Below are 22402 nucleotides of genomic sequence, written 5' to 3'. Positions count from 1 at the left end.
CCCGGCCCGCCGTGTCCGCCAGGGCCACGACGCAGGCGGTGCGCGCCGCCGCATCGCCGACACCGCGCGCCGAGACCCGGCTCGAGCGCGGCGACACTCATGTCCAGCTCGGCTCTTTCCTGTCGGAGGCGGCCGCGCGAGCCGCCTGGAGCACCATGCAGCAGCGCCACCCGATGCTGAAGGACGCAGACCTGCTCATCACCCGCGCGCAGGTGAACGGCCGCACCTATCACCGCGTGGCGGCCGCAAGCCTGTCGGCCATGTCGGCACAGTCGCTGTGCGCTGCCGTGCGGGCGCGCGGCACCGGATGCTTCGCCTACGCCGCCAACAGGGTTCTGCCGGGTACGGTCGGAACCGTCACGCGGATTGCCGCCCGCTGAGGACGATGCCCGCGGGCGCGCTAACCAAGTGTTTACCTTTTAAGCGCACAAGGGACGCACACGGACAAACCCCTTGCTCAGTGTCCCCCGCTCCCCACGGAGCGGGGGTTTCCGCGTGTGCGGCTGCCGGCGGCGCTGACCTCCACGCCGCCCTTGTACACCGCAAGGGCGCGGCCCTGCACGGGTTGCCGGTCGAAGGGCGTGTTGCCGGCGATCCCCCCCATCTTCTCGCCCGACACAATCCAGGGCAGATCGGGATCGACCAGAATCAGGTCGGCCTCAAACCCGGGCTCCAGCGCACCGGCGTTGACGCCGAGGATGCGGGCGGGCGCGCGGGCCAGGAGCTCGAACGCCCGAGAAAGACCGATCACCCCGTCGCGCACCAGCGTCATGGTCAGCGGAAGCAGCGTCTGTGCACCCGCCATTCCGGGCGCCGCATCGGCAAACGGCAGGCGCTTGTCCTCAACCCCGCGCGGATCGTGGCCGCTGGAGATCACGTCGATCGTGCCGTCGGCGATCGCCTCGCGCACGGCCTGCCGGTCGTCTTCGCACCGGAGCGGCGGTGACAGACGGGCGAAGCTGCGAAAGCCGCCGATGTCGAGATCGGACAGCATGAAGTGGGCCGGCGTGACGCCGGCGGTGACGTCCTGTCCCTGCGCCTTCGCCGCCCGGACCAGGTCGAGCGCGGCGCGGGTCGTCACCTGACGGAGATGCAGGCGCGCACCGGCCAGCCGGGCAAGCGCAAGGTCCCGCGCGACCGCCAGTGCCTCGGCTGCGGCCGGGGCCGCGGGCAAGCCCAGCCGCGTCGCCATCTCGCCGGCGGTGGCAACGCTCCCGTGAGTGAGAAAGCCGTCCTCCGCGTGGGTGATGACCGGCTGCCCGAGCATGGCGGCATACTGCATCACCCGCAGCATGACGGCGCTGTCGGCGATCCAGCGCCGCCCCGTGGCGACCGCGCGTGCACCCGCCTCGCGCATCAGCGCCAGTTCGGCGATCGCGGTTCCGTCGAGGTTGCGGGTTGCCGCGGCCAAGGGGTGGATCCACAGGTCCGGCTTGCCGCTCTTGGCGATGAAGTTCACGCGCGCGGGGTGGTCGAGCGGCGGATCCTGATCCGGCATCAGCGCGGCCCGGGCGATGCCGCCGAAATGGAACGCCGCCCGGTCCACGGCGAACACGCCGAGGTCGACGATGGCCGGCGCGACCAGCAGGCCCGCGGCATCGATCCGGGTGCACGGGCCGTCCCGCTCCGCACTGCCGGGCGCGGCGATCACCCCGTCCTCGATCCGCAGCATGCCCGTCTCGACCCGATCGGGCAGCACGAGCGTCCCGCCCGCGAACAGCGCGCTTGAGGGTGCGTTCACGACGACGCCTCCGCGACCGTGCCCGACCCGTCACCCCAGCCCCCAACGCCCCGCGCCGTCCGCGTCAGGATCTCGAGACACGCCATGCGCACCGCCACGCCTGTCTCCACCTGCCGGGTCACAAGCGAGCGTTCCGCCAAGTCGGCAATGTCGCTGTCGATCTCCACCCCGCGGTTCATCGGCCCCGGATGCATGACCAGCGCGCCGGGCGCGGCAAGGTCCAGCCGCCGCCGGTTCAGCCCGTAGAGATGGTGAAACTCCCGCGCTGAGGGGAGCAGGGCGCCGTTCATCCGCTCCGACTGAAGACGCAGCATCATCACCACGTCGACGCCCCGCAGCGCCGCGTCGAAGTCGTGGAAAGGTTCCGCGCCCATAGCGGCGATCTGGGCCGGCATGAGCGTCGGCGGCGCGCACACCCGCACCGTCGCGCCCAGCGCCTGCAGGCACAGGAGATTGGAACGGGCCACCCGGCTGTGGGTGATGTCGCCGCAGATGCACACCGTCATGCCGGTAAAGTCGTCCCCGGACTCGCCCCGCCGGCGCAGTGCATGGCGCAGGGTCAGGGCATCGAGCAGCGCCTGGGTGGGGTGCTCGTGCGTGCCGTCGCCCGCATTGAGCACCGGACAGCCGACCTTGTCCGCGATCAGCGCCACCGCGCCCGAACTGCCGTGGCGGATGACGATGGCGTCGGCGCGCATGGCGTTGAGGGTCATGGCCGTGTCGATGAGCGTCTCGCCCTTGCGGACGCTCGACTGCGCGGCGTGCATGTTGATCATGTCCGCGCCCAGCCGCTTGCCGGCGATCTCGAACGAGAGGAGGGTGCGGGTGGACGCCTCGAAGAACGCGTTGATGACCGTCAGCCCCGCGAGGACGTCGTTGTGCTTTGCGGCCCGGCGGTTGAAGCTCAGCCACCGCTCGGCCTCGTGGAGCACGTAGAGGATCTCATGCCGCTCGAGCTGGGCGATGGCGAGCAGATCGCGATGGGGGAAGGCACGCCGTCCCGTCGGGAACCCGGTGTTCGCAGGCGCAGGGTCGCTGGTGCTCATCGCCAGCCGCGTCTAGGCCGGGCGGCCGCGCTGCTCAAGCACGATGGCGCGGACACTGCCGGGGCGGGCGCACGGCTGCACAATGTGCTGGACCGGCGCATCGGGGCACGATACGCCCGCACCAGCAATGAGCGCCGCCCCCGTTCCCCGCCGAAGCTTTCCCGCCCGCGTCTGGGCCCTGCTCGTCGCGGTCAAGGACGGCCTTGCCCTGCTGTTCCTCCTGCTGTTCTTCACCCTGCTGTTCGCCGTGCTGACCGCTCGCCCCTCGGCAGCGCAGGTGCGCCCCGGTGCGCTGCTGCTGCAGCTTGACGGCTTCATCGTCGAGGAGCGCAGCCCGGTGGACTTCCTGTCGGCGTTCCTGTCGCGATCGGCGCCGACGGGCGAATTTCCCAGCCGCGATCTCGTCCGGGCGCTGGATGCGGCGGCGGGCGATCCGCGGATCAAGGCGGTGGTGCTCGATCTCGACCGCTTCCTCGGCGGCGGTCAGGTGCATCTGCGCGAGGTCGGGGCGGCGCTGGACCGGGTGCGGCGGAGCAACAAGCCGGTGCTCGCCTACGCGACCCTGTACGCCGACGACGCCTACCTGCTCGCGTCCCACGCCACCGAGATCTGGGTCAACCCCATGGGCGGCGCCATGCTGACCGGCATGGGCGGGAACTCGCTCTATTTCGGCGACCTGCTCGAGCGTCTGAACATCAATGCCCGTGTCTACCGAGTCGGCACCTACAAGTCGGCGGTGGAACCCTACACCCTCAATGGCCCCTCGCCCGAGGCCGAGGAAAACGCCCGCGCCCTCTATGGCGCCTTGTGGGAAGAGTGGCTGGCGAATGTCCGCACCGCTCGGCCGCGGGCCAATCTTGCGCTGGTGGCGAACGATCCGGTCGCCTGGCTCGAGGGGCAGAACGGCGACGTGGCGCGCGCTTCCCTTGCCGCGGGTATGGTGGACCGCGTGGGCGACCGTTTCACCTTCGAGGAGCGCGTCGCCGAGCTGGTCGGCGCCGACGCGGCGAGCGACACCGGCTATGCCCACAGCCAGCTGCAGCCGTGGCTGCGCGCCGTGCCCACGCCGCGCAGCGGCGGCGCCATCGGCGTGGTGACGATTTCGGGCGCGATCCTCGACGGCGCGCAGGGACCGGGCACCGCCGGGGCGGAGCGCATTGCCGACCTGCTCGACGACGCGCTCGACGACGATCTGAAAGGGCTGGTGGTGCGGATCGATTCGCCCGGCGGGTCGGTGCTGGGCAGCGAGGTGATTCGGCAGGCGATCCTCAGGCACAAGGTCCGCAACCGCACGCCCATCGCCGTGTCGATGGCCAACGTGGCGGCGAGCGGCGGCTACTGGGTGGCAACGCCTGCGGACCGCATCTTTGCCGAACCCGCGACGATCACCGGCTCCATCGGCGTCTTCGCGGTCCTGCCGACCTTCGAAAGGCTGGCGGCGGAATGGGGCGTGTCGAGCGCCGGCGTCGGCACGACGCCGCTGTCGGGACAGCCGGATTTCATCGGCGGCTTCAACGAGCCGGTGGACCGGGTGCTGCAACTGGGTGTGGAGCACACCTATCGCGACTTCATCGCCAAGGTCGCGGCCGCCCGGCGCCTCCCGCCCGAACGGGTGGACGCGCTGGGTCAGGGGCGGGTGTGGGACGGCGGAACCGCCCGCCAGGTGGGACTCATCGACCAGTTCGGCGGGACGCGCGACGCGTTGGCGTGGGTGGCGGCGCAGGCACAGCTGGCCGACGGCGCCTGGCATGCGGTCGAACTTGGCGGCAGTCCGTCGACCTATGACACATTGCTGCGCCAGCTGTTCACCGACGAAACCCGGCAGCAGGAGGGCGGCACCGATGTGGCCGGCTTCATCGCCAGACAACAGCAGGTGGCGGTACAGCGCCTGGCCGTGGAACTGGAAAGGCTCGCGGGACGGCGCGGCTTGCAGGCCTACTGCACCAGCTGTGCCGCAGCCGTGCCCGGCACGCTCGCGCCATCGGAACCGCTGCAATGGTGGACGAGCGCGGCTGAAGTGTTGCGGGGTCTTTTCCGATAGAGCCGCAGCGCCGGCTTGCGCCGGCACGCACAGGGCTTTAAGGGAACGCCACGCCGCCGGCGTCTGGCCGGCGCAGCGGGCGCGTAGCTCAGTGGTAGAGCACACCCTTCACACGGGTGGGGTCGCAGGTTCAATCCCTGCCGCGCCCACCACGGCGTGAGCGCCTCCTGTCAGAAGCGCCGAGTGCCGCTCCGGCCCTTGCCGGCGTACTTCTTCGCCGCGTAACCGCCGGCCGCCAGCGCGATCATTCCGGGCAGGCTCATGCGCCGCAGCAGGGTGGGAGCCAGAAAGCCGAGCGCCGCTCCGGCAGGCCCGCCGAGGTTGCGCGACTGCTTCGCCAGCTGACCGCCCACAAACGCACCAACAATCTTGCCAATCATCGCGATCTCCTTTGCCGGTCAAACGTCGGCCGCCGGGCGGGGTTCCGCGACCGCGCCGCGCCTGCGCGCCGCCCGCGCCGACATGCTGAGGGGCGGAGCGTCGGCCGTACCGGCGGTGGCGTGGATCACAATGTCGCCTGCGTCGATGTCCCCGATAGCGTGGCGATCCCAGGACGGATGAATGAAGTCGGGGCGCCCGAAGACCCGCACGGCGTTCCAGTAGCGGTCGTCGCGGAAACCGACGAAGTGGACGAGCGGCAGAGGGCGATCTGGTGGCCCGTTCACCCCGGCACCGCTCGCCGCGCGGGAGTCGCGAGCGGACGCCGGCGCGGCTGTTGTGGCTGGCGTTCGGGCATGTGAGCGGGCATAGGCGCGAACTATGCACGACATAACCGCGATCCGCCAACACGCCGACGCGTTCGATGCCGGATTGCAGCGGCGCGGCGTTCCTCCGCAGGCAGCCGCGCTCCTCGCCCTCGATCAGCAGCGCCGCGAGCTGGTGACCCGCGCGCAGGACTTGCAGGCCCGCCGCAACGCCGCCTCGCGGCAGATCGGCACCCTGATGCGCAGCGACCCCGTCGCGGCCGAAGCTCTCAAGGCGGACGTCGCGCAAATGAAGGACACGCTTGCCCGGATCGAGCAGGAGGAACGCGAGGCCGGCAACCGCCTCGACACGCTTCTGGCCGCCCTGCCCAACGTGCCGGCCCCCGACGTGCCCGAAGGCGACGACGCCTTGGCCAATGTCGAACTCGCCCGCTGGGGAGAGCCGCGCTCCGTCGCCTTCTCCCCGCGCGAGCACGCCGACCTCGGGCCGCCGCTGGGGCTGGAATTCGACACCGCCGCCGCGATGTCGGGTGCCCGCTTTGCCTTCCTGCGCGGGCCGATGGCGCGGCTGCACCGCGCGCTCGGGCAGTTCATGCTCGACCGGCAGGTCGAACGGCACGGCTACACCGAATGCGCCCCGCCGCTGCTGGTGCGGGACGCGGCGCTGTTCGGCACCGGCCAGCTGCCCAAGTTCGCCGAGGACAACTTCAGGACGACGGACGAGCGCTGGCTCATCCCCACGGCCGAGGTGTCCCTCACCAATTCGGTGCGCGAACAGATCCTCGAGGCCGCCGCGCTGCCCCTGCGCCTGACGGCCCTGACCCCGTGCTTCCGCTCCGAAGCGGGGGCGGCCGGCAAGGACACGCGCGGGTTCATCCGCCAGCACCAGTTCGAGAAGGTGGAACTCGTCAGCATCGTCCGCCCCGAGGATGCCGCCGCCGAGCACGAGCGGATGACGGCGGCGGCCGAGGACATCCTGCAGGCGCTGGGCCTGCCCTACCGCCGCATGCTGCTGTGCGCCGGGGACATGGGCTTCACCGCCCGCAAGACCTATGACCTCGAAGTGTGGCTGCCGGGCCAGGGGGCATGGCGGGAGATCAGTTCGTGCTCGGACTGCGGCGACTTCCAGGCGCGGCGGATGAACGCGCGCTACCGGCCGGAAGGGGAGAAGCGCACCGCATTCGTGCACACGCTGAACGGATCGGGACTGGCGGTCGGGCGCACCCTGGTGGCGGTGCTGGAGAACTTCCAGAACGCCGACGGCAGCGTGGACATCCCCGCCGCACTGCACCCCTACACCGGCGGCCTCGTCCGTCTGGAGCCGGCCCGCTGATGCGCATCCTCGTCACCAACGACGACGGCATCCATGCGCCCGGCCTCGCGGTTCTGGAAGAGCTGGCGGCAAGGTTCAGCGACGACGTGTGGATCTGCGCCCCGGCCGAAGAACAATCGGGGATGGGCCATGCCCTGACCCTGTCGGCTCCGGTGCGGCTGAGGAAGCACGGCGAGCGGCGGTTCTCCGTCACCGGCACGCCGACCGACGCCGTCAACTTAGGCCTGCGCAAGGTCATACCCGGCCGACCCGACGTCGTGCTGTCCGGGGTCAACCGCGGCGCCAATCTGGGTGACGACGTGACCTATTCCGGCACCGTGTCGGCGGCCATCGAGGGCGCGCTGGCGGGAGTGAGAGCCATCGCGCTCAGCCAGGTGCTCGCGCCGGACAGCGCCAACGGCAACGGCGACCCCTTCGCCGCCAGCCGCGCATGGGGCGAGCGCGTGCTGGCGCCGCTGCTTGATGCGCCGCTGCCGTCCCGCACCCTCGTCAACGTCAACTTTCCGCCGCTCGCGCCCGAGCGGGTGCGCGGCGTGCGCCCTACGCGGCAGGGCTTCCACGACTATGCCCGCGGGTCCGTCGTCGAAGGGCGCGACCCGCGCGGGCGCCCCTATTACTGGTTCGGTCTCGAGCCGATCGAACACACGCCCGATCACGGCTCCGACCTCGAAGCGGTCGCCGACGGGTGGGTGTCGGTCACCCCGCTCCATCTGGACCTCACCCATTACGCGTCGATGCAGGCGCTGGCGGACCGCTACGGCGGATGAGCCGGCAGCGCGTGATCCGCGCGGGCATGCCGCCGCTCCGGCGGATGGTTCGGGTGCCGGTCTGGGGCGACCTGTTCATCCGCATCGGCCTCGCCATCGGTCTGATCATGGTGGTGGTCATCATCCACTGGCTCGACCGGGGCGGGCTGGTCGATCACCACGACGGCGAGGTGAGCTTCCTCGACGTCGTGTACTTCACCATGATCTCCGTCACCACGACGGGCTTTGGCGACATCGCGCCGGTGAGCGACCGCGCCCGCCTGATCGAGGCGGTGATCGTCACGCCCATCCGCTTCATCGTGTTCTTCATCTTCGTCGGAACCGCCTACAACTTCATCATCAAGCGCAGTTGGGAGAAATGGCGCATGGCACGCATCCAGGAGCAGCTGAGCGACCACATCGTCGTTCTGGGCTACGGCGTGTCAGGGTCGCAGGCGGTCGAGGAGCTGATCGCGCGCGGAACGGAGCCACGCTGCATCGTCGTCATCGAGCCCAACGAGGACCGGCTGATCGAAGCCGAAAAGATGGGCTGCAACGTGCTCAACGCCGACGCCACCCGAGACGAGACGCTCCAGGCGGTGCAGATCGACCGCGCCCGCAACGTTCTGGTGTCGGCGGGGCGCGACGACACCTCCATCCTGATCGTGCTGACGGTCCGCCATCTTGCACCCAGGGTGCCGATCACCGTGGTCGTCCGCGCCAGCGACAACGAGATCCTGGCGCGGCAGGCCGGGGCCACCAACGTCATCAACCCGGTGCGGTTCACCGGGCTGCTCCTCGCCGGCAGCGCGCGCGGCGAGCACATCGCCGACTATCTTGCGGACCTCGCCTCCGTCAGCGGCCGGGTGGAACTGGTCGAGCGTCCCGTCCGCCCCTCCGAAATCGGCCGCTCCCTCGCCGAGCTGGAAACCGGCGGAAAGGGGGTCCGGGTCTACCGCGACGGGCAGCCGCTGGGCTTCTGGGAAAGCGACTGCGCGGTGCTGAGGGAGGGCGACACCATCGTCGAAATCATGCCCACGGCCGCAAGCGAGCGCGAAGTGCCTTCGTGAGTGCTCGTCGCGACGGGTGCAATGTTCCCGGTGCGCCGTCGTCCTACCGCACGCGGCTGCGGGTGCACAGCACGTCCGCGAGGTAGTTCCGCCCGCCGACCGTTTCCTGCCGCTCGTACGCGGCCGCCGTCCATCCGCGTGTGCGGCAGAACCTGTCGGCCGACTGGGCCGCGCAGGCGGCGCTGGCGCTGCCCCGCTCGCATGACAGCATCCGCCCGGCGGAGTCGGACGGCTGCGGGAAGAACTCCGCCGTCATGCCGCGCAAGGAGGCCGGATTGGCAGGCGCGAGCCCACCGCTTTGACGCGACGGGCGGGCCGATTGCACGGTCCAGGCGATGTTGCCCTGGCTGTCGATCACGGTGTTGCAGGCCCCGCGATAGCGGGTCTGCGGGCAGATTTCCCACGTGTCGCCCGCCGCCACCTGGGCGCTGCGGACGCGGAACGGCACCCGCACGTTCTCGCGCGGGCCGGTGATGACGAACGTCTGACCGCGAAAGCCGATATCGCTGTAGAGAACCAGTTCGCCCGACCGCTGCGCCTGTGCCGGAACGCCCGCCATCAGCAGGATGGCCGCACTCGCCAAGACCCGTCGTCCGCGCATGGATCCGTCTCCCCCTGTCGTGCCGCGCGGGTCCGCGCACCGGACCGGCGCGTCGGCATTATGCGCCTGCGCACGCCGGGCCGCAATGCCTGTCCCCTTCCGCCTTTCCGTCACGCCATCAGCGCGAACACCCCGCCCATGGCGAGATAGGCGGCAAGCCAATAGCCCCAGTCGACGAGCGCCTGCCGCAGCGGCTGCGCGCGGCGCACCGCCGTGATGAACAGGGCCGGCCCGATGAAGGTCAGCGCCAGCCCGCCTGACATCATGGCATAGAGCCACGGCTTTGCCGCAAGGGTTTCGGAGCCGGTCCGGGCGAACATGTGCCCCACCATGGCCGCTGACGCGAGCAGGAGCAGCGCCGCCACCCCGTGCGGCCACCACGGCGGGCGCGGCCATGCGGCGCGACCGTAGAACAGCACGCCCAGCGCGGCCGCCACACACCACGCCGCCCCCACGGCTGCCCAGTCGACCGGTCCCATGACGGCATCATCTGGTGCGCGCGCCCGCTTTCTGCTAGGGGCGCCGCGATCCATGAACACGCCCGCCATTCAGATCCCCGACCAGAAGAAGGTCGGCATGGTCAGCCTCGGCTGTCCCAAGAACCTCGTCGATTCCGAGCGCATCCTGACGCGCCTGCGGGCCGATGGCTACGCCATGAGCGCGGACTATGCGGGCGCGGATGTGGTGCTGGTCAACACCTGCGGCTTCCTCGACAGCGCCAAGGAGGAAAGCCTGCAGGCGATCGGCGAAGCGATCGCGGAGAACGGCCGCGTCATCGTCACCGGCTGCATGGGCGAGGAGGCCGAGGCCATCCGCGCTGCCCACCCGGCCGTGCTGGCGATCACCGGCGCGCATCAGTACGAGCAGGTGGTGGAGGCCGTGCGCGCCGCGGCGCCGCCGACGCAGGGGCCGTTCGTGGACCTTGTGCCGCAAACCGATCTCAAGCTGACGCCGCGTCACTACAGCTATCTCAAGATTTCCGAAGGCTGCAACCACTCCTGCGCCTTCTGCATCATTCCGCAGCTGCGCGGCCGGCTCGCCAGCCGACGCGTCGATGCCGTGCTGCGCGAGGCGGAGAAGCTGGTCGCCGCGGGCACGCGCGAGCTGCTGGTCATCAGCCAGGACACATCCGCCTACGGCGTCGATGTGCGTCACGAGCCGCGCCAGTGGCACGGGCGCGAGGTCCGCGCGCACATGACCGACCTTGCCCGCGAGCTGGGGCGGCTGCGGACGCCGGATGACCGCGCGCCGTGGGTGCGGCTTCACTATGTCTATCCCTACCCGCATGTCGATCAGGTGATCCCCCTGATGGCGGAAGGGGTGCTCACCCCCTACCTCGACATCCCGTTTCAGCACGCCAGCCGGGCCGTGCTGCGCGCGATGAAGCGCCCCGCCAACGAAGCCAGGGTGCTTGAACGGCTGAAAGCGTGGCGCGCCATCTGTCCAGAGATTGCCATCCGGTCGAGCTTCGTGGTCGGCTTTCCCGGCGAGACGGAGGATGACTTCCGCTACCTTCTCGACTGGCTCGAGGAGGCTCAGCTTGACCGCGTCGGCGCGTTCCGGTTCGAACCCGTCGCGGGGGCGCAGGCGAACGCCCTGCCGGGACACGTTCCTGAAGCCGTCAAGGAAGAACGCTACGCCCGGATCATGGAGACGACGGCACGGATCAGTGCCGCCAAGCTCGCCGCCCGGATCGGCCGCGTGCTGCCGGTGATCATCGACGAAGTGGGCGCGCCCGACGGCGACGGGAATGTCGGCGCGAACGGCCGCAGCCAGGCCGATGCGCCCGAGATCGACGGCCAGGTGTTCCTTCGCGACGTGCCGGCCGACCTTGTTCCCGGCACCGTGCTCGACGTCCTGGTCGAGGATGCCGACGCGCACGACCTCTACGGGGTGCCGGCGGGACGGACACACGCGCGCTGAGCCGGGACGGCGGCTCAGCGGGAGCGGGCGGCGCCTTGAAACCGCAACAGCGCCGCGCCAAGGAGCCGGCCATGACCGTCTCGATCCAGTCGTCCTTCGCCTTCCGCCTGCAGGAGCCCACCGACGTCCTGCTCCAGTTCGAAGCTGCGGCCATCCCGGAGCAGGAGATCGTGCGCTGCGAGACGACGCTGTCGCCTGCCGAACACTTGGCCCGCGTCGGCGCGCAGGACAACATCGGACAGCGAATCTGGATCCGCGCGACGGGCGAGTTCGAGGTGGGCTACCGCGCCACCGTCAAGCCGCGCCGGCTGCTCGCCCGGCTCGACGAGCTGGAACGGCTGCCGCCGCACCGGCTGCCCGGTCATACCGTTCCCTATCTCTTCGACAGCCGGTATTGCGCGGCGGACAAGTTCCAGTCGTTCGTGCAGGCCGAATGGGGGCATCTGGACGGCGGCGCGCGGATCGTCGCCATGCGCGACTGGATCGCCGAAAACTTCACCTACCAGGCCGGCACCTCCGATGCGACGACCGGCGCCTCGGACAGCTTCATCCAGCGATGCGGGATCTGCCGCGACTTTGCCCATGTGATGATCGCGCTGACCCGCGCATCGGCCATCCCCGCCCGCTATGTCGCCTGCTACGATCCGGGAGTGAACCCGCCCGACTTTCACGCCGTGGCCGAGGTGTTCCTTGCTGATCCCACGATACCCGGCGGCGGCGCCTGGCACCTCGTCGACGCCACGCGCATGGCCGACCCGGCGCAGACGGTGAAGATCGGGGTCGGTCGGGATGCCGCGGATGTGAGCTTCATGACCAGCTTCGGCAACGCCGAGTTCCTCCGCAGCCGGGTCGAAGTCCGTCAAGGCGGCGATGAATAGGAATGCAGAGGCGCGGACACGCGGTTTGCGCTTGCCGGCGCCGGGTGTGGGTGGGATGACCGCGCGCAGGATCGTCAGCAGAGAGGTTCTTCGTCCTTGCCCCAGATGCCCTTCACCGCCGAGCGCCTGCTGCTGTTCGGCGCGACGGGCGACCTGGCGCAGCGGATGCTGCTGCCATCGCTGTGTGCTCTTGACGCCGACGGCTTGCTCGCGCCCGAGCTGCGGATCGTCGGCACCGCGCGATCCGTCATGGACGACGAGGAATTCCGCGCCTTCGCGCGCGCGGCGCTGGACCGGCATCTGCCCGAGGACCGCCGCGGCGCTCTCGACCGGTTCCTGCCGCGCCTCTCCTACCAGCCGCTCGATGCGACGACGCTGGAGGGTTACGCCGATCTGGCCACCAAGCTGGGAACGCCGCAGGCCGGCCTCGCGATCTTCCTGTCCACCGCTCCCAGCCTGTTCGAGCCGACCATTGCCGGGCTGCAACAGGCGGGTCTGACCGGCGACAGGGTGCGGATCGGTCTCGAGAAGCCGCTGGGCAGCGATCTTGCCTCCTCCTGCGCCATCAACGACGCCGTGGGTGCGGCATTCTCCGAGGACCGGATCTTCCGCATCGATCACTATCTGGGCAAGGAGACGGTGCAGAACCTGCTCGCCCTGCGGTTCGCCAACATCCTGTTCGAACCGATCTGGAACGCGCGCCACATCGATCACGTGCAGATCACCGTGGCTGAAACGGTCGGGCTGGAAGGCCGCGTCGCCTTTTATGACGAGGCCGGAGCGCTGCGCGACATGGTGCAGAACCACATGCTCCAGCTGCTCGCCCTGGTGGCGATGGAGCCCCCGACCTCGTTCGATGCGACGGCGGTGCGCGACGAGAAGGTCAAGGTGCTGCGCGCCCTGCGCCCCGTGCGCGCCGAAGACGTCGTCACGGGACAATACCGCGCCGGCGCCATCGGCGGTCAGGCTGTGCCGGGATACGACGAGGAGCTTGCCCGGCCGAGCAGCACGGAAACCTTCGTTGCGCTCCGGGCGGGCGTGGCCAACTGGCGCTGGAACGGCGTTCCCTTCTACCTGCGGACAGGCAAGCGCCTGCCCGAGCGTGTCACCGAGATCGTGGTCCAGTTCCGCGCCATCCCCTACTCCATCTTCGGCGACCGGGGGGCGCAGGCACAACCCAACCGGCTGGTGATCGGCATCCAGCCCGAGGAGAACATTCGCCTCTCGCTGATGGCCAAGCAGCCGGGACTGGACCGTGACGGCATCCGGCTGCGGACAGTGCCGCTGGACATCGCCATTCCCGACGCCTTCACGGGCACGCACCGGCGCATCGCCTACGAGCGGCTGCTGCTCGACCTTGTCGAGGGCGACCAGACGCTGTTCGTGCGCCGGGACGAGGTGGAGGCGCAATGGGCATGGATCGACGCGATCCGCGCCATGTGGACCGACGCGCAGCTCGCCCCGCGCCCCTACACGGCCGGCAGCTGGGGGCCGAGCGCGGCCATCGCCCTTGCCGAACGCCATGGAGTGAGCTGGCATGACGAGTAGGCTCGACGACACCGTGCACAAGGTGACCCGGCGCATTGCCGAACGTTCGGCGGAGCGGCGCCGCGCCTATCTGGAGCTGATGCGGCGCGAGGGGGACCGGCACGCCGACCGCAACGCGGCGCTTCCCTGCTCCAACCTTGCGCACGGCTTTGCCGCCACCGGCGAGGACAAGGAGTCGATCGCCACCCGCCGCGGCCCCAACATCGGCATCGTCACCGCCTACAACGACACCATCTCCGCGCATCAGCCGTTTGGCACCTATCCGGCCCAGATGAAGGTGTGGGCGCGCGAGGTCGGGGCGACCGCGCAGGTGGCCGGGGCGACGCCGGCCATGTGCGACGGCGTGACGCAGGGCACCGACGGAATGGAGCTGTCGCTGTTCAGCCGCGACGTGATCGCGCTGTCCACCGCGGTGTCGCTGAGCCACGCCATGTATGACAGCGTCGCGATGCTCGGCATGTGCGACAAGATCGTGCCGGGCCTGCTGATCGGCGGTCTGCGGTTCGGCTACCTTCCCGCCATCTTCATCTCCGCCGGAGCCATGCCCACCGGCATCGCCAACAAGGAAAAGCAGCGGGTGCGCCAGCTCTACGCCGAGGGCAAGGTCGACCGGGCCGCGCTGCTGGCCAGCGAGGCGGCGTCCTACCATGCGCCGGGCGTGTGCACCTTCTACGGCACGGCCAACTCCAACCAGATGATGCTGGACCTGATGGGCCTGTCACTGCCCGGTGCGGCGTTCATCAATCCCGGCACACCGCTCCGTCAAGCGCTGACCCGCGCCTCGGTGCATCGGCTGGCGGCGATCAGCCGGGGGCGCGGTGACGAACGGCCGCTGGCGCTCTGCGTGGACGAGAAGGCGATCGTGAACGCCATCGTCGGCCTGCTGGCGACGGGTGGCTCCACCAACCATGCCATTCACATCCCGGCGTTCGCCCGCGCGGCGGGGATCATCGTCGACTGGAGCGACATGGCCGAACTCAGCACCGCGGTGCCGCTGATCGCCCGCGTCTATCCCAACGGCGCCGACGACGTGAACCAGTTCCAGGCCGCCGGCGGGCTCGGTTTCGTGGTCGGCACCCTGCTCGAGGCGGGTCTGGTCCACCGGGACGTCACCACCGTGCACGGCGAGGATCTGGCGGCCTATGCGCTGGAGCCGTGGCTCGACGGCGAGACGCTGGCGTGGCGCGACCCCGGGCCGAGCGGCGACGACACGGTGCTGCGGCCGGCCAGCGCCCCATTCCAGAGTGACGGCGGCATGCGGCTCGTGCAGGGCAATCTCGGCCGCGCCTGCTTCAAGACCAGCGCCGTCGCCCGCGACCGGTGGACCATCGAAGCCCCCGCCAGGGTGTTCGAGACGCAGAGCGCGGTGATCGACGCCTTTGCCGCAGGAGAACTCGACCGCGATGTCGTGGTGGTCGTCCGCCATCAGGGGCCGCGGGCGAACGGCATGCCCGAACTGCACAAGCTCACCCCGCCGCTGGGCGTCGTCCAGGACCGCGGACACCGCGTGGCGCTGGTGACCGACGGGCGCATGTCAGGCGCGAGCGGCAAGGTTCCGGCTGCGATCCACTGCACCCCCGAAGCGCTGGGCGGCGGACCGCTGTCGAAGCTGAGGGACGGGGACATCGTGCGCCTGTGCGGCGAAACCGGGGTGCTGGAGACGACCGCCGATCTGGACAGCCGCGATGCTGCACCGGCGCCGCCGGAAGAGCGCGGCACGGGGCGCGAGCTGTTTGCCCTTTTCCGGCGCATGGCCGACGGGGCCGAGCAGGGCGGCTCGGCCATGCTGAGGGACGCCGGCCTGTGACAGAGGTCGTGGCGATCGACGTGGGCGGCACTCACGCCCGTTTTGCCCGTGCGCGGAGGCAGGACGACGGAACGATCGCGCTTGACGATCCCGTCACGCTGCACACCGCCGACCACGCGAGCTTCGAAACAGCCTGGGAGGATTTTCGCGCCCGCTGCGGCGGATCGGTTCCGCGCGCCGTCGCGGTGGCCGTGGCCGGCCCGGTGACGGGCGAGGTGATCCGCTTCACCAACAATCCGTGGATCCTCCGGCCGGCACAACTGCCCGCGGCACTGAACGTCGACCGTCTCGTCATCGTGAATGACTTTGAGGCGGTGGCCCATGCAGTCGCGATCGCCCCGGCCGGCCAGTTCGCGCATTTGGCCGGACCGGAACAACCGCTCGGCCGTCCGGGCACGATCAGCGTGCTCGGCCCGGGCACCGGTCTTGGCGTCGCGCATCTGTGGCGCGGGCAGGACGGGAGCTACCGGGTGCAGGCGACGGAGGGCGGCCACATCGACTTCGCGCCGCTCGACCCGATCGAGGATGCTCTGCTCGCTCGTCTGCGCCGGCGGCACACCCGCGTCTCGGTGGAGAGGGTGGTGTCCGGTCCGGCGATCGTCGACATCCACCAAGCACTCGCCGCGATGGAAGGCCGGCCGTTCAGCGACGAGGACGACGTGGCGATCTGGTCACGCGGGCTGGCGCAGACCGACATTCTGGCGGCGGCGGCGGTCGACCGGTTCTGCCTGTCGCTCGGCAGTGTCGCGGGGGACATCGCGCTGGCCCAGGGCGGCTTCGCCGGGGTGGTGATCGCCGGCGGCCTCGGGCTGAGGCTGAGGGACGTGCTGCCCCGCTCGGGCTTTGCCAGCCGCTTCGCCGCCAAGGGCCGGTTCGAGCATCTGATGCGGTCCATTCCGGTCAAGCTCATCACCCATCCGCAGCCGGGGCTTCTGGGTGCGGCGGCCGCCTTCTTCAGCCAGCAGGACAGCGAATGATGCAGATCGCCGACATCATGCGGCTCGCCCCGGTGATCCCGGTGATCGTGATCGAGGACGCGCGCCATGCGCGGCCTTTGGCGGAGGCGCTGGTCGCCGGCGGGTTGCGGGCGCTCGAGGTGACGCTCAGGACGCCCGCCGCGCTCGATGCGATCGCCACCATGAGCGAGGTGGAAGGCGCGGTGGTCGGCGCCGGCACCGTGGTCAATCGCGATCAGCTTCATGACGCTCTGGACGCCGGCGCACGGTTCGTCGTGTCGCCTGGCCTGACCAAGAAGGTCGCCAAGGCCTGTGTCGAGGCGGACGTGCCCTTCCTCCCCGGGGTGGCAACCGCCGGCGAAATCATGCGCGGTCTCGACCTTGGCCTGACGCACTTCAAGTTCTTTCCGGCGGAAGCTGCGGGCGGGCTTCAGGCGCTCAAGGCCCTTGCCGCACCTTTCCCGGCGGTGCGCTTCTGCCCCACCGGCGGCATCGGTCCCGACACCGCCGCCGCGTGGCTTGCCGACCCGGCCGTGCTCTGCGTTGGCGGAAGCTGGGTGGCGCCGGCGGGCGAGCCTGATCCGGCCACGGTCACGCGGCTCGCCCGCGAGGCGACCGCTCTGCGGCCAGCCGCCCGCTAGCCGGAGCGCGGACGCTCCGGCCGGGCGATCCACTCGCCCGCATGCGCCGCGACTTCGACTCCGCCGAGATTGCCTTTCCCGCCGCGCTCGAGCCGTGCCAGAAGTGCAGCCGCCGCCGATCCGCGCGCCGGAGTGCCAAGCGCCGCGATGATCCGCTGCAGGATGCGCAGCCGGATCAGGCGAGGACCGGAAGGGCGGTAGTGCAGCTGCCCGCCGTCGTGCCGGACGTGCTTCTGCCAGCAGTCCTCCTCCACCGCCGCCAGCGCCTCCTCCGCCTCGGCCAGATGTCCGGCGCTGCGCGCGAGAGCGGCGACGTCGAACCACGGCTCGCGTCGGAGCAGGGCGCGCGCGGCGGTCCGGTCGTGGCGGGGATCGCTGTTGGCCGGATCAGGCACGGTCACCACACCGCACTGTTCGCAGAGATCCTCCAGAACGCGCTTGCGCCATCCCAGCAGCGGACGAAGCACGGGCAGCTCCGCGCCGGCTAGCTGCACCACCGGGCGCACGCCCGCCAATCCGGCGACACCGCTCCCGCGGTTCAGGCGCAGCAGCAGCGTTTCCGCCTGATCGTCGGCATGATGCGCCGTTGCCATGGCTTTGGCACCGCTCGCCCGCGCCCATTCGAGCAGGGCCGCATAGCGCGCCCGCCGCGCCGCCGCCTGCACGCTGCCCCGCCCGAGTGTGACCGGCAGCACGGCGTGAGGGATGCCAAGGCGCGCGCAGTGATGACCGACCGCCCTGCCCTCAGCGCCGCTTTCCGGCCGCAGGCGGTGGTCGACGGTGGCCGCCATGATCCGTCCGGGCAACGTCGCCGCCGCCAGCAGCAGCAGGGCCATGCTGTCCGGTCCGCCCGACACCGCCACCGCCAGCCGCGCCTCGGGAGTGCCATGCTCCGGCCAGATCGCGGCGAGATCGCCGGCGAAGCGGGCCGCCAGCGCCGGATCAGGCGGCCGCGTCACTTCAACTGCAGCGAACCTGCCGCCGCGCCGCCTCGTAGTCGGGCCGCAGGCGCCCCGTCGCCAGAGCGGGAAACCCTTCGGCGAATTCGGCGAGTGCGACGCAGGCCCGCTGGGTGTCCTGAAGCGCGATCATCGCCTGAGCCAGACCGAGCAGGCTGTCGCCGGCGCGGGCGGCGGTCCGGTCGCTCTGGTAGTTGTTGAGGAACCAGCCGGCCGCCTCGCGCGGCTTGTTGTCGGCAAGATAGGCGCGCCCGAGCAGGTTGCGGCCGTAGGTCGCCCGGGCGTGCCGCGGATGGGCGTTGAGGAACAGGGTGAGCTGCTGCTGCGCCTCGGGATAGAAGCCCGCTTCGAAGAGGCGGAACCCGTAGACGTACTCGTCCTCGCCGGGATTGCCGGTCGACGGTTTGGTGATGGCCTGCACCGCCGCCAGCCGCTGGGCATCGGCCGCAGGGCGCGGCGCGGGTGCCGCCCCGGCGGTGGACGAACCGGGGGTCGCAGCAGCGGCGCCGCTGCCCGCGACCGGAACCGGAGCGGACGGTTGTGCCGCCGCCGCCCTGCCCGCGGCTTCCAGCGCCTCGACCCGCTCGCTCAGGGTGGCGACGGTGTTGCCGCCGACCTCGATCTGCGCGGTAAGGGTCTGCAGCTGGCGTTCGAGCGCCTCGAGCCGGGCCAGCACATCGCCGAGCGCGGTTGACGACGGCCCGGCGGGGACCGGTGCCGCCGACGCGGGAGGAGCCGTGATCTCCGGCTGGAAGAAACGTCCGTCGCCACCAGGGAACACCTGCCGCTGCAGGGCGCGCACCTCGGCCTCGAGCCGGCGCAGCCGCGCCTCGGCGCTCGCGTCCTGGGCCAGCGCAGGCACCGGCGCGAACGCGACCGCCAGCATCACCAGCAAGCCTGCCGCGCGTGTGCCGGCCGGGGCGTGCCCGGCGCCTGCCGATCGGTCGGCGGAGCGGGAAAGAGCGGAAAGCATGTGTCCTCCTGAACGGTTGGTCGGCCCGCATGGCCGGCGTCGGGATGTAGCGGCGTGTTCCTGAAGCCTCGCTGTCCGCCCCGGCGTCACGGACGGGCTGGCGCTGCCCCGACGGGCACGGGCGGCGGCGACGCCGCCGGTGCGGCTCCGCCTGCCGGCCGCGCCAGCAGCGCTTCGGCGGACACCGGCACGTCGCGCATGATCTGCTGCCGGTCGGCCAGCTTTGGCACCGGCCGCCCGTCGATGGTGATGGCGAGCGCGTCGGGCCGCCCGGTCCAGATCTGCACCCCGTCCGCATCGCGCGGCACGGCGAACTGCTCGCCCTGAGCGAACTGCTTCTCGATCAGCCGGTTGCCCGCGCGGTCATAGAAACGCGCCCACACCTGCGGCTCGAGCGCGGTGAACACGACTTGGCCGCCGGCCGCAGGCGCAGGCACGGCGGCACCCGGCGCGCCTGCGCCGGTCGGTGCGGCACCCGCCGGAGCCGCCGCCACGGCGTTCGCGTCGTCCGCCGTCAACGGCGGCGGCCCCATGCCGGGCGCCAGATAGGTGCGATAGAAGGTGAACATGCCGATGATCAGCAGCACGATTGCCAGCGCGCCGAACCATGCCAGCCGCCGGGACGGCACCCGCGCGGGATCGCCGGGCTCGAACTTCTCGGCACGCTCGGGCCGGGCCGCGCGCACCGCGCCGACCTCGGCACGCACCTGCTCGACGATGCTCTGCTCGTCCGCACCCACCATGCGGGCGTAGGAACGGGAGAAACCGACCGCATAGGCTGGCGCGGGCAGTCGGTCGAACTCCCCGTTCTCAATGGCGAGCAGATGACGCTCGGGAATGCGGGTCGCCCCGGCCACGTCCTTGAGGTCGTAGCCGGCCTTCTCGCGTGCCTGGCGCAGGCGCTGTCCCGCGCCCTCGTGCTGCACCGGCGGGGCTTCGATCCCGTCATCGTCTGTCATTGCGTCTGCCTGCGACCCCTCGCTGTCTGATCCTGTCGCCCGATAGAAGAGGCTCGGAGCCGATCCTGTCAAGCACCATGCGGCCACCCGGCAAGCGTCCCCGCCGTCAGGACGGCCGGCGGATTCCAGCCGCTATTCGGTGTCGATGTCCCGCTCCGCCGCCCAGGCAACCAGCGCCGCGCGCATGCTGGGCGGAGGATCGGCCAGCCACTGCCGCATCTGCGGCTGCAGCTCGCCCAGATGAACCTTGCGGATCAGCTCCTTGATCGGGCCGACGGAGGCGGGCGTGATCGACAGCCGGGTGATGCCAAGTCCCAGCAGCGCGAGCGCCTCCAGCCGCCTTCCGCCCATCTCGCCGCACACCGCCAGGTCGACCGGATGGCCCCGCACGGCCGCCACCGTGCGGGCAAGGAAGCGCAGGACGGCGGGACTGACCCAGTCATACCGCTCGGCCAGCTTGGGGTTGGCCCGGTCGGCTGCGAACAGGAACTGGGTGAGGTCGTTGGTGCCAATCGACACGAAGCTGACCCGCGGCAGCAGAAGGTCGAGCGTTTCGGCAAGCGCGGGCACCTCCAGCATGACGCCGAAACGGATCGCATTCGGCAGGCGGCGGCGCCGCTCGCGCAGGAGCTGCAGCTGCTCGTCGAACACCGCCCGCGCCGCATCGAACTCCCATGGTTCGCTGACCATGGGAAACATGACGTTCAGGGTGCGTCCCGCCGCCGCGTCGAGCAGCGCGCGGGCCTGAACCCGCAGCAGCCCGTCCCGCTCCAGCGCGAGGCGCAGGGCGCGCCAACCCATGGCCGGGTTCTCGTCCTCGCGCGCCGCGTCGCTGCGCAGATAGGGGACAGCCTTGTCGCCGCCGATGTCGACCGTGCGGAACGTCACCGGCTTGTCCCCCGCGGCGTCGAGGATGTCGCGGTAGAGCCGCGTCTGCCGCTCGCGCTGCGGCAGCGTGGCCGAGACGAGGAACTGGAACTCCGTGCGGAACAGGCCGATGCCGTCGGCCCCGGTCAGGGACAATGCCGACATGTCGTCGCGCAGGCCGGCGTTCATCATCACCTCGATGCGCGTTCCGCAACGGGTGAACGGCTCCACGTCGCGAAGCCGCGCATAGCTTGCCTGACGCTCGCGATAGGCCGTGTTCTTGACTGCGAACGCCTCGACCATGGCCGGGGACGGGCGAAGCGTGACGGTGCCGCTGTTGGCGTCGAGCAGCACCTCGTCGCCTTCCGACACCCGGGCGCGGATCCCCGGCAACCTGCCGATGACCGGGATGCTCATGGCCCGGGCGACGATCACCACGTGGGCGGTGAGCGAGCCCTCCTCCAGCAGCACGCCCTTCAGGCGGCGGCGGTCGTATTCGAGAAGTTCCGCCGGCCCAAGATTGCGGGCAAGCAGGATCGTGTCCTGTGTCAGGCCGAGGCTTGCCGCCGTGCCCAGCTGCCCCGACACGATCCGGAGCAGCCGGTTGGACAGGTCCTCCAGATCGTGCATGCGGTCCGCCAGCAGCGGGTCGTCGATCTCCCGCATGCGCATCCGCGTGCGCTGCTGCACCCGCTCGATCGCCGCCTCGGCGGTGAGGCCGCTGTCGATGGCCTCGTTGATCCGCCGCGACCAGCCCTCGTCATAGGCGAACATGCGGTAGGTCTCGAGCACCTCGTCATGTTCACCGCCGCCGCCGAACTCGACCTGGGCGGCCATCTGCTCGATCTGTTCGCGCATCCGCGCAAAGGCGCGATAGACCCGCTGCCGCTCCGCCTCCGTGTCTTCGGCCACGAGCTGATGAATGGTGACGCGCGGCTGGTGGAGCACCACCCGGCCGCTGGCCAGACCGCGCACCAGCACAAGGCCGGTGAGCGTCTCGGGCGCGCGCGGCGCGCCGCCGGTCTCGGCCGCCTCCTCGTCGATGAGGCCGGCGCTGGCGATCAGTCCGGCGATGACCATCGCAGTGGTCTGGAGAACCTCGATCTCGATGTCCTCGTAGCGGCGCGGCTCGACATGCTGCACGCTGAGCACGCCGATCACGCGCTCGCGGTGAACGATGGGCACGCCGGCGAACGACTGGAACTTCTCCTCGCCCGTCTCCGGACGGTAGGAGAAGTTCACATGCGCCCGCGCCTCGGCAAGGTTCAGCGTCTCGCCGGTCTCGGCGATGGTGCCGATCAGCCCCTCCCCGACCGCCATGCGAGTGACATGCACCGCCTCCTGGTTCAAGCCGCGGGTGGCGAACAGTTCGAGCATCCCGTCGCGCAGCAGGTAGAGCGAGCACACCTCCGAATGGAGGTTGCGGGCGACGATCTCCACCACCCGGTTGAGCTTGTCCTGCGGCGCCGAACGCGACGCCATGACCTCGTGCAGGCTGAGAAGGATCTGGCGGGCGGCTGCGGTCGCGCTCATGCCCCGGCCCTTACCGCACCCGACGGTCCCGTCCAAGCACCGGACGAGCCGTGCGGGCGGGCCGGGCCGGCGCGCC

General features: G+C 70.7%; 21 protein-coding genes and 1 tRNA gene. 12 read left to right on the top strand and 10 right to left on the bottom strand.

Features of this window, described 5'->3' with window-relative positions:
- On the top strand, positions 1-380 hold a 380-nt coding region (locus ETO60_RS09465), incomplete at its 5' end, for an SPOR domain-containing protein (RefSeq protein ID WP_199798870.1).
- Positions 381-457: 77 nt separating this feature from the next.
- On the opposite strand, the gene ETO60_RS09460 is transcribed toward ETO60_RS09465, so the two are convergent.
- Both ETO60_RS09460 and ETO60_RS09455 read right to left on the bottom strand, forming a co-directional pair.
- The gene (locus ETO60_RS09460; RefSeq protein WP_234026425.1) at positions 458-1741 is read right to left on the bottom strand and encodes a dihydroorotase; all 1284 of its coding nucleotides are present in this window, start codon (positions 1739-1741) and stop codon (positions 458-460) included.
- On the bottom strand, positions 1738-2787 hold the full coding sequence (locus ETO60_RS09455; protein ID WP_130005061.1) for an aspartate carbamoyltransferase catalytic subunit: 1050 nt from the start codon (positions 2785-2787) through the stop codon (positions 1738-1740). The genes ETO60_RS09460 and ETO60_RS09455 overlap by 4 nt, the downstream gene beginning before the upstream one ends.
- Before the next feature lie 127 nt (positions 2788-2914).
- Here ETO60_RS09455 and sppA point away from each other — a divergent pair, with 127 nt between their 5' ends.
- Together sppA and ETO60_RS09445 are read left to right on the top strand one after the other, a co-directional pair.
- A complete protein-coding gene (sppA, locus tag ETO60_RS09450; RefSeq protein ID WP_130005058.1) occupies positions 2915-4828 on the top strand; it encodes a signal peptide peptidase SppA in 1914 nt (637 codons plus the stop codon).
- Positions 4829-4905: 77 nt separating this feature from the next.
- Positions 4906-4980 (top strand) — tRNA-Val (locus ETO60_RS09445).
- An 18-nt stretch (positions 4981-4998) separates the two neighbouring features.
- On the opposite strand, the gene ETO60_RS09440 is transcribed toward ETO60_RS09445, so the two are convergent.
- A complete protein-coding gene (locus ETO60_RS09440; protein WP_130005056.1) occupies positions 4999-5208 on the bottom strand; it encodes a hypothetical protein in 210 nt (69 codons plus the stop codon).
- Positions 5209-5226: 18 nt separating this feature from the next.
- A complete protein-coding gene (locus ETO60_RS09435) occupies positions 5227-5493 on the bottom strand; it encodes a hypothetical protein (RefSeq protein WP_130005055.1) in 267 nt (88 codons plus the stop codon).
- A gap of 94 nt (positions 5494-5587) precedes the next feature.
- Between ETO60_RS09435 and serS the strand changes: the two genes are divergently transcribed.
- The 3 genes from serS to ETO60_RS09420 are packed head-to-tail and all read left to right on the top strand — an operon-like array spanning position 5588 to position 8681.
- Complete coding sequence (serS, locus tag ETO60_RS09430; protein ID WP_130005053.1) at positions 5588-6865, top strand: serine--tRNA ligase; 1278 nt, start codon at positions 5588-5590, stop codon at positions 6863-6865.
- A complete protein-coding gene (gene surE / locus ETO60_RS09425; protein ID WP_130005051.1) occupies positions 6865-7632 on the top strand; it encodes a 5'/3'-nucleotidase SurE in 768 nt (255 codons plus the stop codon). The genes serS and surE overlap by 1 nt, the downstream gene beginning before the upstream one ends.
- Entirely contained in the window at positions 7629-8681 is a 1053-nt protein-coding gene (locus tag ETO60_RS09420; RefSeq protein WP_130005049.1) for a potassium channel family protein, read from the top strand. Before surE ends, ETO60_RS09420 begins: the two co-directional genes overlap by 4 nt.
- A 43-nt stretch (positions 8682-8724) precedes the next feature.
- Here the strand turns inward: ETO60_RS09420 and ETO60_RS09415 are convergent, their stop codons facing one another.
- Positions 8725-9282 (bottom strand): hypothetical protein, encoded by a 558-nt coding sequence (locus ETO60_RS09415; protein WP_130005047.1) that lies wholly within the window; start codon positions 9280-9282, stop codon positions 8725-8727.
- 110 nt (positions 9283-9392) lie between these two features.
- The gene (locus ETO60_RS09410) at positions 9393-9761 is read right to left on the bottom strand and encodes a DUF1761 domain-containing protein (RefSeq protein ID WP_130005045.1); all 369 of its coding nucleotides are present in this window, start codon (positions 9759-9761) and stop codon (positions 9393-9395) included.
- Between the two features lie 52 nt (positions 9762-9813).
- Between ETO60_RS09410 and rimO the strand changes: the two genes are divergently transcribed.
- The 6 genes from rimO to eda all read left to right on the top strand — a co-directional run bounded on the left by rimO (position 9814) and on the right by eda (position 17035).
- Positions 9814-11205, top strand: coding sequence for a 30S ribosomal protein S12 methylthiotransferase RimO (gene rimO, locus ETO60_RS09405; protein WP_130005043.1), 1392 nt, complete (start codon positions 9814-9816; stop codon positions 11203-11205).
- 71 nt (positions 11206-11276) lie between these two features.
- Positions 11277-12083, top strand: coding sequence for a transglutaminase-like domain-containing protein (locus ETO60_RS09400; protein WP_130005041.1), 807 nt, complete (start codon positions 11277-11279; stop codon positions 12081-12083).
- A gap of 105 nt (positions 12084-12188) precedes the next feature.
- Positions 12189-13631 carry a glucose-6-phosphate dehydrogenase gene (gene zwf, locus ETO60_RS09395; RefSeq protein WP_130005091.1) on the top strand — a complete coding sequence of 481 codons (1443 nt, stop codon included), beginning with the start codon at positions 12189-12191 and terminating at the stop codon, positions 13629-13631.
- Entirely contained in the window at positions 13621-15438 is a 1818-nt protein-coding gene (gene edd / locus ETO60_RS09390; protein WP_130005039.1) for a phosphogluconate dehydratase, read from the top strand. The genes zwf and edd overlap by 11 nt, the downstream gene beginning before the upstream one ends.
- The gene (gene glk / locus ETO60_RS09385; RefSeq protein ID WP_130005037.1) at positions 15435-16415 is read left to right on the top strand and encodes a glucokinase; all 981 of its coding nucleotides are present in this window, start codon (positions 15435-15437) and stop codon (positions 16413-16415) included. The genes edd and glk overlap by 4 nt, the downstream gene beginning before the upstream one ends.
- A complete protein-coding gene (eda, locus tag ETO60_RS09380) occupies positions 16412-17035 on the top strand; it encodes a bifunctional 4-hydroxy-2-oxoglutarate aldolase/2-dehydro-3-deoxy-phosphogluconate aldolase (protein WP_130005035.1) in 624 nt (207 codons plus the stop codon). Before glk ends, eda begins: the two co-directional genes overlap by 4 nt.
- Here the strand turns inward: eda and tilS are convergent.
- The 4 genes from tilS to ptsP all read right to left on the bottom strand — a co-directional run bounded on the left by tilS (position 17032) and on the right by ptsP (position 22326).
- The gene (gene tilS / locus ETO60_RS09375) at positions 17032-17994 is read right to left on the bottom strand and encodes a tRNA lysidine(34) synthetase TilS (RefSeq protein WP_234026424.1); all 963 of its coding nucleotides are present in this window, start codon (positions 17992-17994) and stop codon (positions 17032-17034) included. The two genes, eda and tilS, sit on opposite strands and share 4 nt — an antisense overlap.
- A gap of 1 nt (position 17995) precedes the next feature.
- The gene (locus tag ETO60_RS09370) at positions 17996-18967 is read right to left on the bottom strand and encodes a tetratricopeptide repeat protein (protein WP_234026423.1); all 972 of its coding nucleotides are present in this window, start codon (positions 18965-18967) and stop codon (positions 17996-17998) included.
- Between the two features lie 86 nt (positions 18968-19053).
- Positions 19054-19926, bottom strand: a complete 873-nt coding sequence (locus tag ETO60_RS09365; protein WP_130005033.1) for a helix-turn-helix domain-containing protein — start codon at positions 19924-19926, stop codon at positions 19054-19056.
- Between the two features lie 132 nt (positions 19927-20058).
- Positions 20059-22326 carry a phosphoenolpyruvate--protein phosphotransferase gene (ptsP, locus tag ETO60_RS09360; RefSeq protein ID WP_130005031.1) on the bottom strand — a complete coding sequence of 756 codons (2268 nt, stop codon included), beginning with the start codon at positions 22324-22326 and terminating at the stop codon, positions 20059-20061.
- Positions 22327-22402: the final 76 nt, after the last annotated feature.

It is taken from the genome of Qipengyuania thermophila, assembly GCF_004153605.1.
Classification (GTDB): domain Bacteria; phylum Pseudomonadota; class Alphaproteobacteria; order Sphingomonadales; family Sphingomonadaceae; genus Qipengyuania_B; species Qipengyuania_B thermophila.
This window is presented reverse-complemented; position numbering and strand designations above follow the sequence as displayed.